We start from the raw sequence: 15,858 nt of genomic DNA on the forward strand, positions 1-15,858 counted from the left end.
TTGTATGCACGAAAGACGCTCTTGTATATTTTGTCAACACTGAAGCATATGTGACTGGCGGAACGTCGGACGGTGTTTCAGGAAGCCGACGCACGCAGCGCCCGTTGTCGGCGCAGAGGGACCGGAGGGATGAGCCACGCTCAGCGCTTGAGGCAGCGGATCGAGGACGAGATCGTCTCGGGCGACCTCGCGCTCGGGTCGCGCCTCGACGAGAATCAGCTGGCTTTGCGTTTCGGCGTCTCGCGCACGCCGATCCGCGAGGCGCTGCTGCAACTGGCGGCGACCGGCCTGGTCCAGGCCAAGCCGCGGCGGGGCGCCATCGTGAGCGCGCCGGAGCCGTACCTGCTGCTCGCGATGTTCGAGGCCATGGCAGAGATCGAGGCCGCCTGCGGCCGGCTCGCCGCCCGACGCCTGGTCCCTGAGGATTCGGAGGCCCTGCAGGCGGCACTCGCCGGCTGCAAGGCGGCGATGGCCCAGGAAGATACCGAGAGCTACTACGCCGAGAATTACGTGTTCCACACGGTGGTCTACCGGGCGAGCCGCAACGCCTTCCTGGCCGAGCAGGCCCTGTCGCTGCACCGTCGGCTTGCGCCCTACCGCAGGTTGCAATTGCGGGTCCGGCAGCGCCTCCCGCAATCGCTGGCCGAACATGAGGGCATCGTGGCCGCGATCCTGGCCGGCGACGAGGTCGCGGCGGCCGAAGCCCTGCGCAGCCACGTCATCGTCCAGGGGGACCGCTTCACGGATCTGGTGGCCGGGCTCCGGACGCCGAGCGCCGCCTGAGCGTGTCGCGCGGCCAGCTTAACCGTAAACCCCGGCGAAAATTGCTTAGCTTGCCGATCAGACTCGACTAGAAGTTGAGCTGCCGGCATGTTCGTCCCAAGAAATCGGGGATGGTCATGCTGAAGGACATCGTGAGAAGCGCCGGGCGCCGCGCCGGACTCGACATCTTCCGGGCGAGCACCGAGCCGTTCCGCTGGAGCCATACGGTCCACGACTATCACCCGGTGGTGCCGTCCTCCCGCTGGACGCCCGGCCGCGCGCCGCACGGTCAGCTCCGCTCGGTCCTGGCCCGGGAGAGCGTGGCTTACGACGCGTTCCTGACGGCTTTGGAGGCGCAGGCCGACCTGCTCCACGGCGTCCCCCACGATCCCGCCATCGGCGATCCGGCGACGCCGCACTGGAACAACACGTGGTTCACGGCCCTCGACGCGGCCGCCCTGATGACCATGCTTGCGTGGAAGCGGCCGGCCCGCTACCTCGAGATCGGGTCCGGCTGCTCGACCTGCTTTGCTCGCTACACGATCGACGCGCTGAAGCTGCCGACCACGATCACCTCGATCGACCCGATGCCCCGCCGCGAGATCGATGCGCTCTGCGACACGACGCTTCGCACGCCCCTCGAAGGCTGCGACCTGACGATCTTCGAAGAGTTGCGCGCCGGAGACATCGTTTTCTTCGACGGATCACACAGATCCTTCGCCAATTCCGACGTGACGGTGTTCTTCTTCGAAGTCATGCCCCGGCTCGCCCCGGGCGTGATCGTGCAGATCCACGACATCTTCATCCCGGACGACTACCCGGCCGCGTGGAACTGCCGGCTCTACAACGAGCAGTACCTGTTGGCCGCCATGCTGATGTGCGGGGCGCCGCCGTTCCGGGTGACCGTCCCGGTGATGTATCTCTGCCAGGATCCGGCGACGCGCGCCCGGGTGGAGGCGGTCTTCGCCGCCCGCGGGCCGGGGCCCGACATACCGTTCCTCTATCCCAACGATTCCCGCACCCCGGGCGCCTCGTTCTGGTTCGAGATGACGGCTCAGTCGACCTCGACCACCCCGTAATTGGCTGCAATCACGGACTTTTTCCCGCGGATGTGCTCGCGCATCAAGGTCGCGAGGGCGGTGCCGTCCCGGGCGCGCAGCAACGCGATCATGCGCTCGTGCTCCGACACGGCCCGGGCCCACTGGTCCGGGGTCTGCCGGGCGGAGTAGCGCGACCGCTGGATCCGGCCGGACAGGCTCTCGTAGATGTTGGCGAGGACGGTGTTGCGGCTCGCCGCCATGATGCCTTCGTGGATCTGCCGGTTGCGGCTGAAATATCCAGCCTCGTCCCCCGCCTTCCAGGCCGCCACCATCGCCTCGTGGTCGGCCTCGATCGCGTCGATCTCGGAGTCCGAGATCGTCCGGCAGGCGAGATCGCCCGCGGTGGCCTCGAGCCCGGCGATCACCTCCATCATCTCCTCGAGTTCTGTCTCGGAGATGCTGGCGACGCGCGCCCCGCGGTTGGGGAGGAGTTCAAGCAGACCCTCGGTCGCCAGGATCTTGATCGCCTCACGCAGGGGCGTGCGCGAGATCCCGAAACGCTCCGTCAGCTCGCCTTCGTTGATCCGCGCCTTCGGCTCCATCTCTCCGGAGCGGATCAGTTCACGCATCCGGTCCGCCACCTCGTCGTGAAGATAGCGGCGGCTGATCCCGATGCCGGGGTCGATCTTGTTCATGGGCCCACGGTGCACGCACGGTCAAAGCAACCTATGTGCATGTGTAGGTGCCCGGCAATTCAGTGTCGAGGCGGCGGGGCGTGCACGAGCGCGTCATCGAGAAGGCGGGCCACGTGTTCCGCGCGGAGGCCGAGGCCGTCGTGAATCTGGTGACGGCAGCTGGTTCCGTCGGCCACCACGATGTCGCCGGGCCCCGCCGCGCGCAGGGCGGGGAACAGGGACAGCTCGGCCATCGCGAAGGAGGTCTCGATCGTCTCGGCACCGTAGCCGAACGCCCCGGCCATGCCGCAGCAGCTCGATTCGATGACCCGCACATCGAGGCCGGGCACGCTCCGCAGCACCGTTTCCACCGAGCCCATCACGCCGAAAGATTTCTGGTGACAATGTCCGTGCAGGTGCGCGACGCGGCCGCCCTGGTCCGCGAGCGGCAGCGCGATCCGGCCGGCCGCCAGGTCGCCGGCCAACAGCTCCTCGAACAGGAGCGATTGCCGGGCCAACAGAGCGGTCTCGTCGCCCGGCAGCAATGCGGAAAACTCGTCCCGGAAGGTCAGCAGGCAGGACGGCTCCAGGCCGACCACGCGGGCGCCGGCCCGGATGTACGGCAGGAGCGTATCGAGGGTCCGGCGTGCCTCGGCGCGGGCGCGGTCGGTCTGGCCGGAGGCGAGCCAGGTCCGGCCGCAGCAGAGCGGGCGCCGTCCCCGGGACGGAAAGACCCGGTGGAGCCGGTAGCCGGCGACCCGGAGCACCCGTTCGGCCGCCTCCAGGTTCTCCCGCTCGAAGGCGCGGTTGAAGGTGTCGCCGAACAGGATGACGTCGCGGAAATCGCCCGTGACGTCGCCGGGATGCGCCGCCTCGCCCTGCTCGCTCCAGGGGCGCCGCCAGCGCGGCAGCGACCGCTTGGCCGAGAGGCCGACCATCCGCTCCGAGAGGGCCGCCAGCGCCGGGTGCCGGTCGCGCAGGTTGAGGAGCGGGGCGAGCTTGGCGGCGATCCCGGCGTAATGCGGCATCAGGCCGATCAGCCGGTCGCGCAGGGGCAGCCCGTGGCGGGCGTGGTAGTGGTGCAGGAACTCGACCTTCATCTTGGCCATGTCGACCCCGGTCGGGCATTCCCGGCGGCAGGCCTTGCAGGAGACGCACAGGTCGAGGGTGCGCTTCATCGCCTTGCTGGTGAAGGCGTCCGGCCCGAGCTGACCGGAGATGGCGAGGCGGAGGGAATTGGCCCGGCCGCGGGTGAGGTGCTCCTCCTCGCGGGTCGCCCGGTACGACGGGCACATCGCGCCGCCGGCGAGCTTCCGGCAAGTGCCGTTGTTGTTGCACATCTCGACCGCCGAGCCGAAGCCGCCCCAATCCGACCAATCGAGGGCGGGTTTCACGGGCTCGGTCACCGCGTAGTCGGGCTTGAACCGGAACAGGCTCCGGTCGTCCATGCTCAGGGGCCGGACGATCTTGCCGGGATTGAGCCGGTTCTCGGGGTCGAACGCGTCCTTCACGGTCTCGAAGGCGCGGGTCAGGACCGGTCCGAACAGCGGCGCGATGTATTCCGAGCGCGAGATGCCGTCGCCGTGCTCGCCGGAATAGGAGCCCTTGTACCGGCGCACCAGTTCGGAGGTCTCCTCCGCGATGGCGCGCATGCGCGTCACGTCGCCCCCCTCCTTCATGTCGAGGATCGGGCGGACATGGAGGCAGCCCACGGAGGCGTGGGCGTACCACGTGCCGCGGGTGCCGTGCTTGGTGAACACCGCGGTGACCGCATCGGTGTAGTCGGCCAGGTGCTCCAGCGGCACCGCGCAATCCTCGATGAACGAGACCGGCTTCGCGTCGCCCTTCATCGACATCATGATGTTGAGGCAGGCCTCGCGCACCTCCCACACGGAGCGCTGACGCGCCGGCTCCAGGATCTCCACCACGGCGTCGGGATGGCCGTGGTCGGCCATGCAGGCAGCCAGGCGCTTCAGGTCGCGTTTCAGGGCGGCGAGGTCGTCCCCGGCGAACTCCGCCAGCAGCAGGCAGTTCGGCTTGCCGCGGGTGATGTCGGCCAGCGTCGCCCGGAACAGCGGGATGTCGGCGCCGAGCACCAGCACGTTGTTGTCGACCAACTCGACCGCCACCGGATCGAGCGCCACGATGTGCTGCGTCGTCTCCATGGCGGAGCGGAACGACGGGAAGTGGCAGACGCCCATCACCCGGTGCGCGGGCAGGCGCGACAGCTTGAGGGTGACCGAGGTCGTCGCGGCGAGCGTCCCCTCCGAGCCGACCAGCAGATGCGCGAGGTTCGGGCGCGGCTCGATCAGCGCGTCGAGATTGTATCCGCCCACACGCCGCTGGACCTTCGGGTAGCGGGCTTCGATCTCGTCGCGATGACTCTCGGCCAGCGCGCGCATACGCCCGGCCAAGGCCTCCGCGTGATGGGAGCCCGTGACACCGGTGGCCGCGTTGCCGGTGAGGCCGAAGCCGAACGCCTCGCCGCCGGGAAGAAGGGCGTCGATGGCCAGGACGTTGTCGCTCATCTTGCCGTAGCGCAGCGAGCGGGCGCCACAAGAATTGTTGCCGGCCATGCCGCCGATGGTGCAGCGGGTCGCCGTCGAGGGCTCCACTGGGAAGAACCAGCCATCCGCCTTCACGCGGGTGTTGAGCCGCTCCAGCACCATGCCGGGCTCGACCGTGATCGTGCCGGCCTCGGGATCGTAGGCGCGGATGCCATTGAAGTGGCGCGAGCAATCGACGACGAGGCCGGAGCCGATCGGCTGGCCGTTCTGAGAGGTGCCGCCGCCCCGCAGGATCACCGGGGTGCCGTGATCGGCCGCGATCCGCAGCGTCGCCGCGACATCCGCGGCCGAGCGCGGCAGCACCACGCCGGCGGGCATGATCTGATAGATCGACGCGTCGGTGCTGTAGCGCCCGCGGGTGAACGCGTCGAACCGCGCTTCACCCTGGAGCTGCTCCGCGAGTTTCCGCGCCAATCCGCCATCCAGGCGCGCCGCCGCCCGCGGCGATGCCGCGGTTCGAGCCTTGGCTTGCGTCACGGCCGTTCCCTCCCGAAGGCGCGTCCCCGCCCATGGAAGGATCGTATTCAAAATTCACGAGGGAGGGAACGGCTGGTTGAGGGAGAGGCCTTTAGGCACACCCTGCCGATATCGCTGTCTACGGATCGATTGGACGCCCCGGCATCCACGGCGTCACCCCGGGGCCGCGTAACGGAGCCCGGGGTCCATAACCGCCGACAGCCCAGGAACTTGCACGGTTGGTGTTTCTGGATTCCGGGCGCGCCTGCGGCGGCCCGGAATGACATTGTGAATATTCGTTTCGACGGAGCAGAAAAGATCTACGGGAACACAGATTTAATCAAATGCCTCGTCCCGCGTGCCGCCGCCCCTTTTTGCGTATCAAGCCGTCATCGCTCGATCTTGGCGGCAAGTCCCGTCAATGGTTATCCCGCGGGACGCCCGACGCCTGCGCCACCTTCTGGAACTTCACGGAACCCTTCAGCACCATGCCTTCGTTGAGCTGCGCCACCTGGTCGCGGTAGATCTCCTGCCAGGGCGTCTGCGTCGCCGGGAACGGGAAACCGCCCCGGGACGCGAGGTCGGCACGGCGGCGGTCGAGTTCTTCGGCCGGGAGCAGGATGTCGGCGCGGCGCGTGTTGAGGTCGATGCGGACCCGGTCGCCGGATTGCAGCAGCGCCAGGCCGCCGCCCACCGCCGCCTCGGGGGAGGCGTTGAGGATCGCGGGCGTTCCGGAGGTTCCGGATTGGCGACCGTCACCGATGCAGGGGAGGGAGGTCACGCCGCGGCGGATCAGTTCCCCCGGCGGCTGCATGTTCACCACTTCGGCCGCACCGGGATAACCGACCGGGCCGGCGCCGCGCATGATCAGGACGGTGTTCTCGTCGATGCCGAGTGTCGGATCGTCGATGCGGTGGTGGTAATCCTCCGGCCCCTCGAACACGACCACGCGGCCCTCGAACGCCATCGGGTCCTCGGGGTTGCGGAGGTAGCGGGCGGCGAACTCCTCCGAGATCACACAGGTCTTCATGATCGCGGAATCGAACAGGCTGCCCTTGAGGTTGAGGAAGCCGGCCCGCTCCATCAGCGGTGTCTCGTAGGCCCGGATCACGTCGCGGTTCCAGCTGTGCCGCCCGCGATAATTCTCGCCGACGGTGAACCCGTTGCAGGTCGGCGCCTCGGTGTGGACCTTCCCGGCGTCGATCAGCTCGGCGAACACGGCGGGCAGGCCGCCCGCCCGGAAATACTCCTCGCCGAGCCAGCGGCCAGCGGGCTGCATGTCGACCAGCAGCGGGATCTCGAAGCCGACCCGCTCCCAGTCGTCGCAGGTCAGCGGCACGCCGATATGCTTGGCGATGGCGTTGATGTGGATCGGGGCGTTGGTCGAGCCGCCGATGGCGGCGTTGGCCACGATGGCGTTCTCGAACGCCTCCCGGGTCAGGATGTCGGACGGCTTGAGGTCCTCCCAGACCATGTCGACGATGCGCAACCCGGTGGCGTAGGCGGCCTGCCCACGCTCGCGGTAGGGGGCGGGAATCGCCGACGAGCCGGGCAGGGCGAGGCCCAGCGCTTCGGCCAGCGCGTTCATGGTCGAGGCCGTGCCCATGGTGTTGCAATGGCCCGTGGACGGGGCCGACGAGCCGACGATGTCCATGAATTGCTGGAAGTCGATATCGCCGGCCGCGTGCCGCTCGCGGGTCTTCCAGACGATCGTGCCCGAGCCGGTCAGCTCCTTCTGGAAGTAGCCGTTGAGCATCGGACCGACATTGAGTGAGATCGCCGGGATGTTCACGGTGGCGGCGGCCATCAGGCAGGCCGGCATCGTCTTGTCGCAACCGGTCAGCAGCACGACGCCGTCCAGCGGATAGCCGTACAGGACTTCGACCAGCGACAGGTAGGCGAGATTCCGGTCGAGGGAGGCGGTCGGCCGCTTGCCGGTCTCCTGGATCGGGTGACACGGGAACTCGAAGGCGACGCCCCCGGCCGCCGTGATGCCGTCGCGCACGCGCTTGGCCAGCTCCAGATGGTGCCGGTTGCATGGCGACAGGTCGGAGCCGGTCTGGGCGATGCCGATCAGCGGCTTGCCGGACCGCAGCTCGGCGGGCGTGAGGCCGAAATTCAGGTAGCGCTCCAAATACAGCGCGGTCATGCCCGGATTGTGCGGGTTGTCGAACCACGCCTTGGAGCGCAGGTCGGCGGGGGATACGCGGCGCTTCTCGCTCATGGTCGAATCCTCAGATCGTCATGCCACCGTCGATGGAATAGCTCTGGCCGGTCACGAAGGCGGCCTCGTCGCTGGCCAGGAACACCACCAGCGGGGCGATCTCCTCGGCCGTGGCCAGGCGGCCCATGGGCTGGCGGGCGATGAACGCCTTGCGGGCCTCCACGGGATCGTCGAACGCGTTGATCCGGTCGGCGAGCGACGGCGTGTCGACCGTGCCGGGACAGATGCAGTTGCAGCGGATGCCGCGGCCCACGTAATCCGCCGCCACCGACTTGGTCAGGCCGATCACCGCGGCCTTGGTCAGTCCGTAGACGAAGCGGTTCGGCAGCCCGCGCAGGGAGCCGGCGACGCTCGCCATGTTGACGATACTCCCGGCGCCGGTCTCGAGCATCCGTGGCAGGACCGCGCGGATCGTCCAGAACTGCGACCGGACGTTGAGGTTCACCGCGACGTCGAAATCCGCGTCGCTGGCGTCGAGCACCGTGCCGGCATGGACGTAGCCCGCGCAGTTGAACAGCACGTCGATCCGGTCCAGCCCGCCGGCCACGGCCTCGATCTGCGCCCGGTCGAGCACGTCGAGGGGCGCGGTGGTGACGTTGGCTACGCCCGCGAAGGTTCCGAGTGCGTCGGCCCGGACGTCGGTGGCCAGCACCTGCGCGCCCTCGCGCGCCAGCGCCAGGACGCTCGCCCGGCCGATGCCCTGGCCGGCGGCCGTGACCAATGCTGTCTTGCCCGCGAGACGCATGCTCCCGTTCCTCCCGATCGCGCGGTCGTGGTGCCGCCCGCCCGCCAATCTGCCGTGATCCGATCCGCGGCGTAAACCGTGCCGCCCGCGTTCAGGACAACATCCGCGTGTCGCCGTCGATGGAGATCGCCTGTCCGGAGATCGTCCGGCCCCGCGGCGAGCACAGCAGCAGGATCTGGTCGGCGAGCTGCCGGGCCGTGACGTAGTCCTTGACCGACACGAACGAGAAGGCGCGCGCCTCCATCTCGGCAAAGCTCGTGCCCTGCTGCTGCGCCTTGGCCTCGAGGACCCGGCGCTGCCGGTCGCCGGCCACCAGCCCGGGCAGGATCGCGTTCACCCGGATACCCGCCTCGCCCAGCTCGATCGCGAGGGACTTGGTGAAGCCGATCACGCCCCATTTCGCCGCCGCGTAGGGGCTGCGCAGGCCGAAGCCGAACTTACCGGCGGCCGAGGACAGGTTGACGATGGAGCCGTTGCTGCTCGCGCGCAGGTGGGGCACCGCCAGGCGCGCGCAGTTGAACTGGCTGGTCAGGCAGACCGTCAGGCAGCGGTCCCATTCCTCCGGGGCGATCTCCTCGACCCGCCCGGTCGGCCCGGCGATGCCGGCGTTGTTGACCAGCACGTCGAGGCCGCCGAGATGCTCGACCGCCGCCGCCATCATGGTGCCGACCGCGTCCCGGTCGGCGACGTCGGTCCGGCAGCGCCCCACCGCCTCGGGGAGGGCGGCCAGGGCCTCCTGGTCGATGTCGCAGGCGAAGACCCGCGCGCCTTCCTCGAGGAAGGCGTCGACGATGCCGCGTCCGATTCCGGCGGCGCCCGCGGTCACGAGTACGCGCAGGCCGGCGATTCCGAGATCCATGGTCGTTCCTCCCGTCCAGGCATCGCTTCGAAGGCGTTCGTCGCCCTTCGGATGAAGCCGATGCTCACCAAAACTACGCGTCCCGCAGCCCTCCGCGGGATAGGATGAAGTCGGCGGCCTCGCGGATGTCCGCGGCGATCGCAGCCGCCGCCGCGGGTCCGTTCTGGGCCTCGATCGCCCCCAGCGCCTCGGCATGCCGGCGCAGGGCGAAACCCTGGAGCAGCCGTTCCGGGTGGGCGCGCAGGTCCAGGTTGATGACCGGGCCCGCCTTCAGCCACAGGCGGGCGATGATCGCGTGCAACGGCTCCAATCCGCAGGCTGCGTAGATCGCAAAGTGCAGGTCGCGGTTCAGCCGGACGGCCAGGGTGCTGTCCGGCTGCGCGGATGCGGCCGCCAGGCGGAACGCCGCCTCGGCCTTCCGGATCGCGACGAGTTCGGGTTCGCTCCGGCGCTCGGCGGCGCGCGCGGCGGCCATGCCCTCGACGGCCATGCGGGTCTCGGCCAGCGCCCGGAAATCCTGCGCCGTCATGATCGGCACCCGGATCGCCCGGGTCGCCGCCACTTCGAGGACGCCGTCGGCGACGAGTCGGCTCACCGCCTCGCGCACCGGCATCACCGAGACGCCGAGCGCCGCCGCGCTCTGGCGCAGGGACAGCCGGTCGCCGGGAGCGAGCCGGCCGGACGCCAGGAGGTCCGACAGGGCCTCGTACGCCGTGTCGGCCAGGGTGCGCCGTTCGAGCTGGGGTAATTCGGCGAGGGCCGACATGGAACTCATGTGCCGACACTAGACGGATCCGGCACTATCGCGCTAGTGATCTGTGATCACAGTTTGGGTGAGGGCCGTCAGAGCCCGTCAAGAATGCCCGGCTGGAGGAAACGCACGGGAGCGGAACGATGACGGATCGGTTCGGGGATTCTCTCTCTCGCCGCGGCCTGCTGCGAGTCGGCGGCGCGGCCCTCATCGCGCCGGCGCTCGCCAGCCCGGCCCTGTCCCAGGGACAGTCGGACGTGATCCGGATCGGTCACTTGACCCCTCGTACCGGCTTCCTCGGGCCGCTGGGCGAGTTCGCCGTTCAGGCCGCGCAGCTCGCCGTCGAGGAGATCAACGCCGCCGGCGGCATCGCCGGCCGGAAGGTCGAGCTGCTGGCCGAAGACAGCGTCAATCCGCAGACCGCCTCGGCCAAGGCCGAGCGCATGGTCCAGCGCGACCGCGTCGCCTGCCTGGTCGGCGAGATCAACTCCGCCTCGGCGCTGGCGATCAGCCAGGTGGCGCAGCGCGAGAAGGTGCTGTTCATCAACACCGGCGCGAACTCGGACGCGCTGCGCGGTGCCGACTGCAAGCGCTACCTGTTCCACGTCGAGGCGCAGAACACCATGATGGTCCGCGCAGCGGGCCGGGCGCTGGTGGAGAAGGGCCTGATCAAGGGCAAGAAGGTCTACGCGCTCACCGCCGACTACGCGTTCGGTCACGACCTGCTCAAGCAGGCCAAGAAGTTCTTCATCGCGAACGAGGCGACGCTTGCCGGTGAGGACCTGATCCCCACCGAGCTCACCGACTTCTCGCCGTTCCTGCTCAAGCTGCGTCAGGGCCGGCCGGATCTCGTGATCTGCAACCTCGCGGGCGCGCAGATCACCAACTTCCTCAAGCAGTACAGCGAGTTCGGGTTGCCGTTCCCGGTCGCCGGCTTCGGCTTCGATACGGCGTTGGCCTGGGGCGCGGGCCCCGGCAACTTCCTCGGCACATGGCCGGTGGTCTGGCACCACCAGATCGATTCGCCGTCGGCCAAGGCATTCGTGACGGCCTTCCGGGCCAAGTACAAGAAGCCGCCGGAGAACCAGGGCTGGGGCGACTACACGGCTATGAAGATCGTCGCCCAATCCATGAACGCGCTGAAGTCGACCGATTCCACCAAGATCGTGGAGTACCTGGAGAAGGGTGCGACCTTCGACATCGCCAAGACCCGGGAGGGCTACTTCCGCCCCTGGGACCACGAGCTGATGCAGGAGATGTACGCGATCACCGCCCTGCCGGCGGACCAGGTCAAGAATCCCTACGACATCTTCACGGCGACCGGGCCGCTGCCCGGTCCCGGCGAGAGCCTGGAGGTCCTCGCCACCACCCGCGACGAGAACGCCTGCACCTTCCCGGCGTGAGGCGGCCATGCAGCTCGTCTTCATCCTCGAGCAGGTGCTCAACGGCCTTCTGATCGGCGTCCAGTATCTGCTGATCGCGCTGGGCCTGTCGCTGATCTTCAGCCTCGGCGGGATCGTGAACCTCGCCCACGGCGCGTTCTACGCCATCGGCGCCTACCTGACCGTCGTGCTGACTCCGACGATCGGCTTCGGCGGCGCGCTCGTCGCCTCGCCGCTGCTGGTGGCCGTACTCGGCCTCGTGATCGAGCGGTTCCTGCTCCGGCGGTTCTACCGGGGCGATCCGACGCTCGGCCTGCTGCTCACCTTCGGCCTCGCCATGGTGGCCGAGCAGGCCCTGCGCATGGCCTTCGGGGCGGCGCCGCTGCCCTACGGCATCCCGGGGTGGCTGCGGGGGCAGGTGTTCATCGGCGACCTGATCTACTCGCGCTACAGACTCTCGATCCTGGTGGTGGCGCTCGCCTGCGTCGGCGGCCTGTGGCTGCTCCTGACCCGCACCAGCTTCGGCCGCGTGGTCCGGGCCGGCGTCCAGAACCCCGACATGGTCGCGGCTCTGGGCATTTCGCTCCGTCCGTACATGAGCGCGGTGGTGACGATCGCCGTCGGGCTGGCGGCCCTCGCCGGGACCATGATGGCGCCGGTCACCGGGGTTCACCCCGCCATGGGTGCCGAGATCCTGACCTTCGCCTTCGTCGTGGTGGTGATCGGCGGGCTCGGCTCGTTCTGGGGCGTGGTGCTGGCCGCCCTGATCGTCGGCGTGGTCCGGGGGCTCACCGCCTACGCCTACCCGCCCGCGACCGAGGCCGCCGTCTACGGCCTCATGGTGCTCGTCCTGCTGCTGCGCCCGCGCGGCCTGTTCGGCGAGCAGATCGCCCGATTCGAGTGAGCGGGAGCAGCCCCATGTCCGGAACCGCCGAACCGTTGCCGCTCGCCATCCCACAGCGCGGCCTGATCCTGCGCGAGAGCCGCCAGCTCTGGGCGGCGCTCGCCGCCCTGATCGTCCTGCCGTTCGCCCTCGACGCGATCGGCCTGACGCTGATCACCGCCACCGACGTGGTGATCTTCGCCCTCGCCGTGCTCGGCCTCAACATCCTGGTCGGCTGGACAGGCCTCGTCTCCTTCGGCCACGGGGCATGGTTCGGGATCGGGGCCTACGCGGTGGCGATCCTTCAGACCCGCTTGGCGCCGGGCGACATGGCCCTGCCGCTGTTCGGCGCGCTGGCGATCACCGGTATCGCGGCGTTCGCCGGCGGCTCCCTGATCTTGCGGCGGCGCGGCGTCTACTTCTCATTGCTGACGCTCGCGTTCACCGCGATGCTGTACGCCATCGCGTTCCGCTGGACCGACCTCACCGGCGGCGAGAACGGCATCGGCAACCTGCACCGCTGGGAGGTGCTGCAGCGGCCCGGCGCCTACTACGCCGCAGTCTCCGGCATCGCCTTCCTGGTCCTCGTCGCGCTCTGGCGCTTCCGGCGCTCGCCGATGGGAACGGTTCTGGTCGCGATCCGCGAAAACGAGCAGCGCGCCGGCTTCCTCGGCTACGCCACCAACCGCTACAAGCTCGCGGCCTTCGTGATCTCGGCATCGATCACCGGGCTGGCCGGCGCGCTCTCCGCCTACAGCCACCGGTTCACCTCGGCCGACCCGATCTCCATCGCGTTCTCGGGCGAACTGCTGGCCATGGTGGTGATCGGCGGGATGCGCTCGTTCCTGGGGCCTGCCCTCGGGGCCCTGTTCTACATCCTGTTCCGGGAGTTCCTCTCGATCTACACCGGCGACTGGCTGCTGTATTTCGGGCTGCTGTTCGTCGCCTTCATCGTGTTCTCGCCGGACGGGCTCGTGGGGATCGCGGCCCGGCTGATGCGGCCGTTCCGACGCGTACCGGGGGAGGGCGCCGCGATGTCGGCCCGCCGGCCCGGTGCCTCGGGCCGCGTCCCGGCCCGGTTCATCGCCGAGGGGCGTTCCGACGGCCCGGTCCTGGTCGCGGACGACATCCGCAAGAGCTTCGGACCGGTCGCCGCCGTGCGCGGCGTCTCCTTCGCGGTGGCCGACCGGACGCTGCACGCCCTGATCGGCCCGAACGGCGCCGGCAAGACCACGGCGTTCAACCTACTTTCCGGGCTGTTCCGGCCCAATTCCGGCCGGATCCTCCTCGACGGCCGGGAGATCGCCGGGCTCGAGCCCCACGCGATCACCCGGGCCGGCCTCGGCCGCTCGTTCCAGATCACCAACCTGTTTCCGGGCCTATCGGTGGAAGAGAACATCAGGCTCGCCGTCCAGGCCCGCCACCCGGCCCACATGAACCCGTGGCGCGACGCGCTCCGCCTGCGGAAGATCGCCGACGACACGGCCGAGCTGCTGCGCTGGACCGGTCTTGCCGGGATCGAGAAGGCGGAGGCCGGCAGCCTCTCCTACGGCGGGCAGCGGCTCCTCGACATGGGCCTGGCGCTGGCCACGCGCCCGCGGGTCCTGCTGCTCGACGAGCCGCTGGCCGGCCTGGCCGCGGCCGAGCGGGAGCGCGTCGGCGACCTGATCAAGGCGCTCTCCGCCGACATCCCGGTGCTGCTCGTCGAGCACGACATCGACCGGGTCTTCCGCCTGGCCGACCGGGTCACCGTGATGGCGGACGGCGCGGTGCTGGTGGACGGTTCCGTGGCCGACGCCCGGGACGACGCGCGGGTGCAGGCGGTCTATCTCGGCTCCGGGACGGAGGCGATCGCGGCGAAGCCGCGTGCCAGCGCCGCCGCGACCGAGACGCTGCTGACGATGGCGGGCGTCGACACCTTCTACGGCAAGTCGCACATCCTCAACGGCGTGGACCTGACGGTGCACAAGGGCGAGGTGGTGGCCCTCCTCGGCCGCAACGGCGCCGGCAAGTCGACCCTGCTGAAGACCCTGATCGGTACGGCGCCCCCGGCCGCCGGCCGGATCGTCCTTGGCGCGCAGGATATCGCCGGGCTCACGCCGGACCGGATCGCCCGGCTCGGCATCGGCTACGTGCCGCAGGGACGGGCGCTGTTCGCGGGCATGAGCGTAGCCGAGAATCTCGGTCTCGGCCGGCTGCGGCGCCTGACCGGCGCGGGCATCCACTGGGACGAGGACAAGGTCCTGGAATTCTTCCCACGCCTCAAGCAACGCTGGACCGTCGACGCCGCACGCCTGTCCGGCGGCGAGCAGCAGATGGTGGCGGTGGCGCGGGCGCTCTCCGGCGACACGCGCCTCCTCCTCCTCGACGAGCCCTTCGAGGGCCTGTCGCCGGCGGTGACCGAGGAACTGTTCGAGGCGTTCGATCGTCTGCGGCGGGAGATCGCGATCATCCTGGTGGATCATCACCTCGACCTGGCGCTGGCGCTCTCCGACCGGACCGTCGCGCTGGAGCGCGGCAGCGTGCAGTGGACCGGCGAGTCGCGCCTGCTGCGCGAGGACCAGGATCTGAGGCGGAAGGTGCTGTGGCTATGACGGAAAGCGTCGCGATCGTCGGCGCCGGCCTGATCGGCCGGGCCTGGGCGATGATCTTCGCCCGCGCCGGCTGGGACGTGCGCCTGTTCGATGCCGCCGACGGCGTCGCCCAGGCCGCGATCCCGCTCTGCGCCGCGGGCCTGCGGACGCTCTCCGAGAACGGGCTCTGCCCCGATCCAAAGGCGGCGTCCGGCCGTATCCGGGCCCCGGACGGTCTGGCCGCCTGCCTCGACGGCGTCGGCTTCGTTCAGGAGAACGGGCCGGAACGGCTCGACGTGAAGCAGGCCCTGTTCGCGGAACTCGACGCCCTGGCGCCGTCGGACGCGATCATCGCCTCCTCATCCTCGGCGATCCGCTGCTCGCTGTTCACCGAGGGGCTTCCCGGACGCGGCCGATGCCTGATCGGCCATCCCGTGAACCCGCCGCACCTGATCCCGCTCGTGGAGATCTCCGGCGCCCCCTGGACGGAGGCCGCGGTGCTGGAGCGCGCCCGGGCGACCTACGAGAGGATCGGACAGGTGCCGATCACCGTCCTGAAGGAGATCGAGGGCTTCATCCTCAACCGGCTCCAGGGCGCGCTGCTGGCGGAGGCGTTCCGCCTGGCGTCGGAGGGGTACGTGACCCCGCAGGATCTGGATAAGACCGTCGCGGACGGGCTCGGCCTGCGCTGGAGCTTCATGGGGCCGTTCGAGACGATCGAGCTCAACGCCCCCGGCGGCATCGCCGATTACTGCGCGCGCTACACCGGATTCTACAAGAGCCTCGCCGCCGACCCGGCGCCCCCGAGCGTTTACGAGGCGCCGGCCACCCAGGCGATCCTCGCGAACTGGCGAGCGCCCGCAGACCTGCCCGCCCGCATGAACCGCCGCGACGCGCGGCTGGCCGCCCTGCGGGCCCACAAGCTGTCACAGAAGGACTGAG

The 15,858-nt window shown here is 69.6% G+C and carries 12 protein-coding genes; 6 read left to right on the plus strand and 6 right to left on the minus strand.

What is annotated here, in order from left to right; translation table 11 throughout:
- The first annotated feature begins 129 nt into the window (after positions 1-129).
- Together MFF40_RS05555 and MFF40_RS05560 are read left to right on the plus strand one after the other, a co-directional pair.
- Positions 130-783, plus strand: a complete 654-nt coding sequence (locus MFF40_RS05555; RefSeq protein WP_147854123.1) for a GntR family transcriptional regulator — start codon at positions 130-132, stop codon at positions 781-783.
- 116 nt (positions 784-899) lie between these two features.
- A complete protein-coding gene (locus MFF40_RS05560) occupies positions 900-1,841 on the plus strand; it encodes a class I SAM-dependent methyltransferase (protein WP_147854122.1) in 942 nt (313 codons plus the stop codon).
- Here the strand turns inward: MFF40_RS05560 and MFF40_RS05565 are convergent.
- The 6 genes from MFF40_RS05565 to MFF40_RS05590 all read right to left on the minus strand — a co-directional run bounded on the left by MFF40_RS05565 (position 1,817) and on the right by MFF40_RS05590 (position 10,102).
- Positions 1,817-2,497: a GntR family transcriptional regulator gene (locus MFF40_RS05565; protein ID WP_147896562.1), complete on the minus strand. Its 681-nt coding sequence runs from the start codon at positions 2,495-2,497 to the stop codon at positions 1,817-1,819. The genes MFF40_RS05560 and MFF40_RS05565 overlap by 25 nt on opposite strands.
- Before the next feature lie 59 nt (positions 2,498-2,556).
- Positions 2,557-5,520 (minus strand): FAD-binding and (Fe-S)-binding domain-containing protein, encoded by a 2,964-nt coding sequence (locus tag MFF40_RS05570; protein WP_238259871.1) that lies wholly within the window; start codon positions 5,518-5,520, stop codon positions 2,557-2,559.
- 397 nt (positions 5,521-5,917) lie between these two features.
- Positions 5,918-7,723, minus strand: a complete 1,806-nt coding sequence (locus tag MFF40_RS05575; RefSeq protein WP_147853600.1) for an IlvD/Edd family dehydratase — start codon at positions 7,721-7,723, stop codon at positions 5,918-5,920.
- 10 nt (positions 7,724-7,733) lie between these two features.
- Positions 7,734-8,468: an SDR family oxidoreductase gene (locus tag MFF40_RS05580; protein ID WP_238259873.1), complete on the minus strand. Its 735-nt coding sequence runs from the start codon at positions 8,466-8,468 to the stop codon at positions 7,734-7,736.
- Between the two features lie 91 nt (positions 8,469-8,559).
- Entirely contained in the window at positions 8,560-9,327 is a 768-nt protein-coding gene (locus tag MFF40_RS05585) for an SDR family oxidoreductase (RefSeq protein WP_147896565.1), read from the minus strand.
- A 73-nt stretch (positions 9,328-9,400) separates the two neighbouring features.
- Complete coding sequence (locus MFF40_RS05590) at positions 9,401-10,102, minus strand: GntR family transcriptional regulator (RefSeq protein WP_238259875.1); 702 nt, start codon at positions 10,100-10,102, stop codon at positions 9,401-9,403.
- Between the two features lie 119 nt (positions 10,103-10,221).
- On the opposite strand from MFF40_RS05590, the gene MFF40_RS05595 reads away from it, so the two are divergent.
- The 4 genes from MFF40_RS05595 to MFF40_RS05610 are packed head-to-tail and all read left to right on the plus strand — an operon-like array spanning position 10,222 to position 15,857.
- Positions 10,222-11,481, plus strand: coding sequence for an ABC transporter substrate-binding protein (locus tag MFF40_RS05595; protein WP_147896567.1), 1,260 nt, complete (start codon positions 10,222-10,224; stop codon positions 11,479-11,481).
- A 7-nt stretch (positions 11,482-11,488) separates the two neighbouring features.
- Entirely contained in the window at positions 11,489-12,364 is an 876-nt protein-coding gene (locus MFF40_RS05600; protein ID WP_147853605.1) for a branched-chain amino acid ABC transporter permease, read from the plus strand.
- Between the two features lie 14 nt (positions 12,365-12,378).
- On the plus strand, positions 12,379-14,937 hold the full coding sequence (locus MFF40_RS05605; RefSeq protein WP_238259877.1) for a branched-chain amino acid ABC transporter ATP-binding protein/permease: 2,559 nt from the start codon (positions 12,379-12,381) through the stop codon (positions 14,935-14,937).
- Positions 14,934-15,857 carry a 3-hydroxyacyl-CoA dehydrogenase gene (locus MFF40_RS05610; protein WP_147853617.1) on the plus strand — a complete coding sequence of 308 codons (924 nt, stop codon included), beginning with the start codon at positions 14,934-14,936 and terminating at the stop codon, positions 15,855-15,857. The genes MFF40_RS05605 and MFF40_RS05610 overlap by 4 nt, the downstream gene beginning before the upstream one ends.
- Position 15,858: the final 1 nt, after the last annotated feature.

The organism is Methylobacterium mesophilicum, assembly GCF_022179445.1.
In the GTDB taxonomy this organism is placed as follows: Bacteria; Pseudomonadota; Alphaproteobacteria; order Rhizobiales; family Beijerinckiaceae; genus Methylobacterium; species Methylobacterium mesophilicum.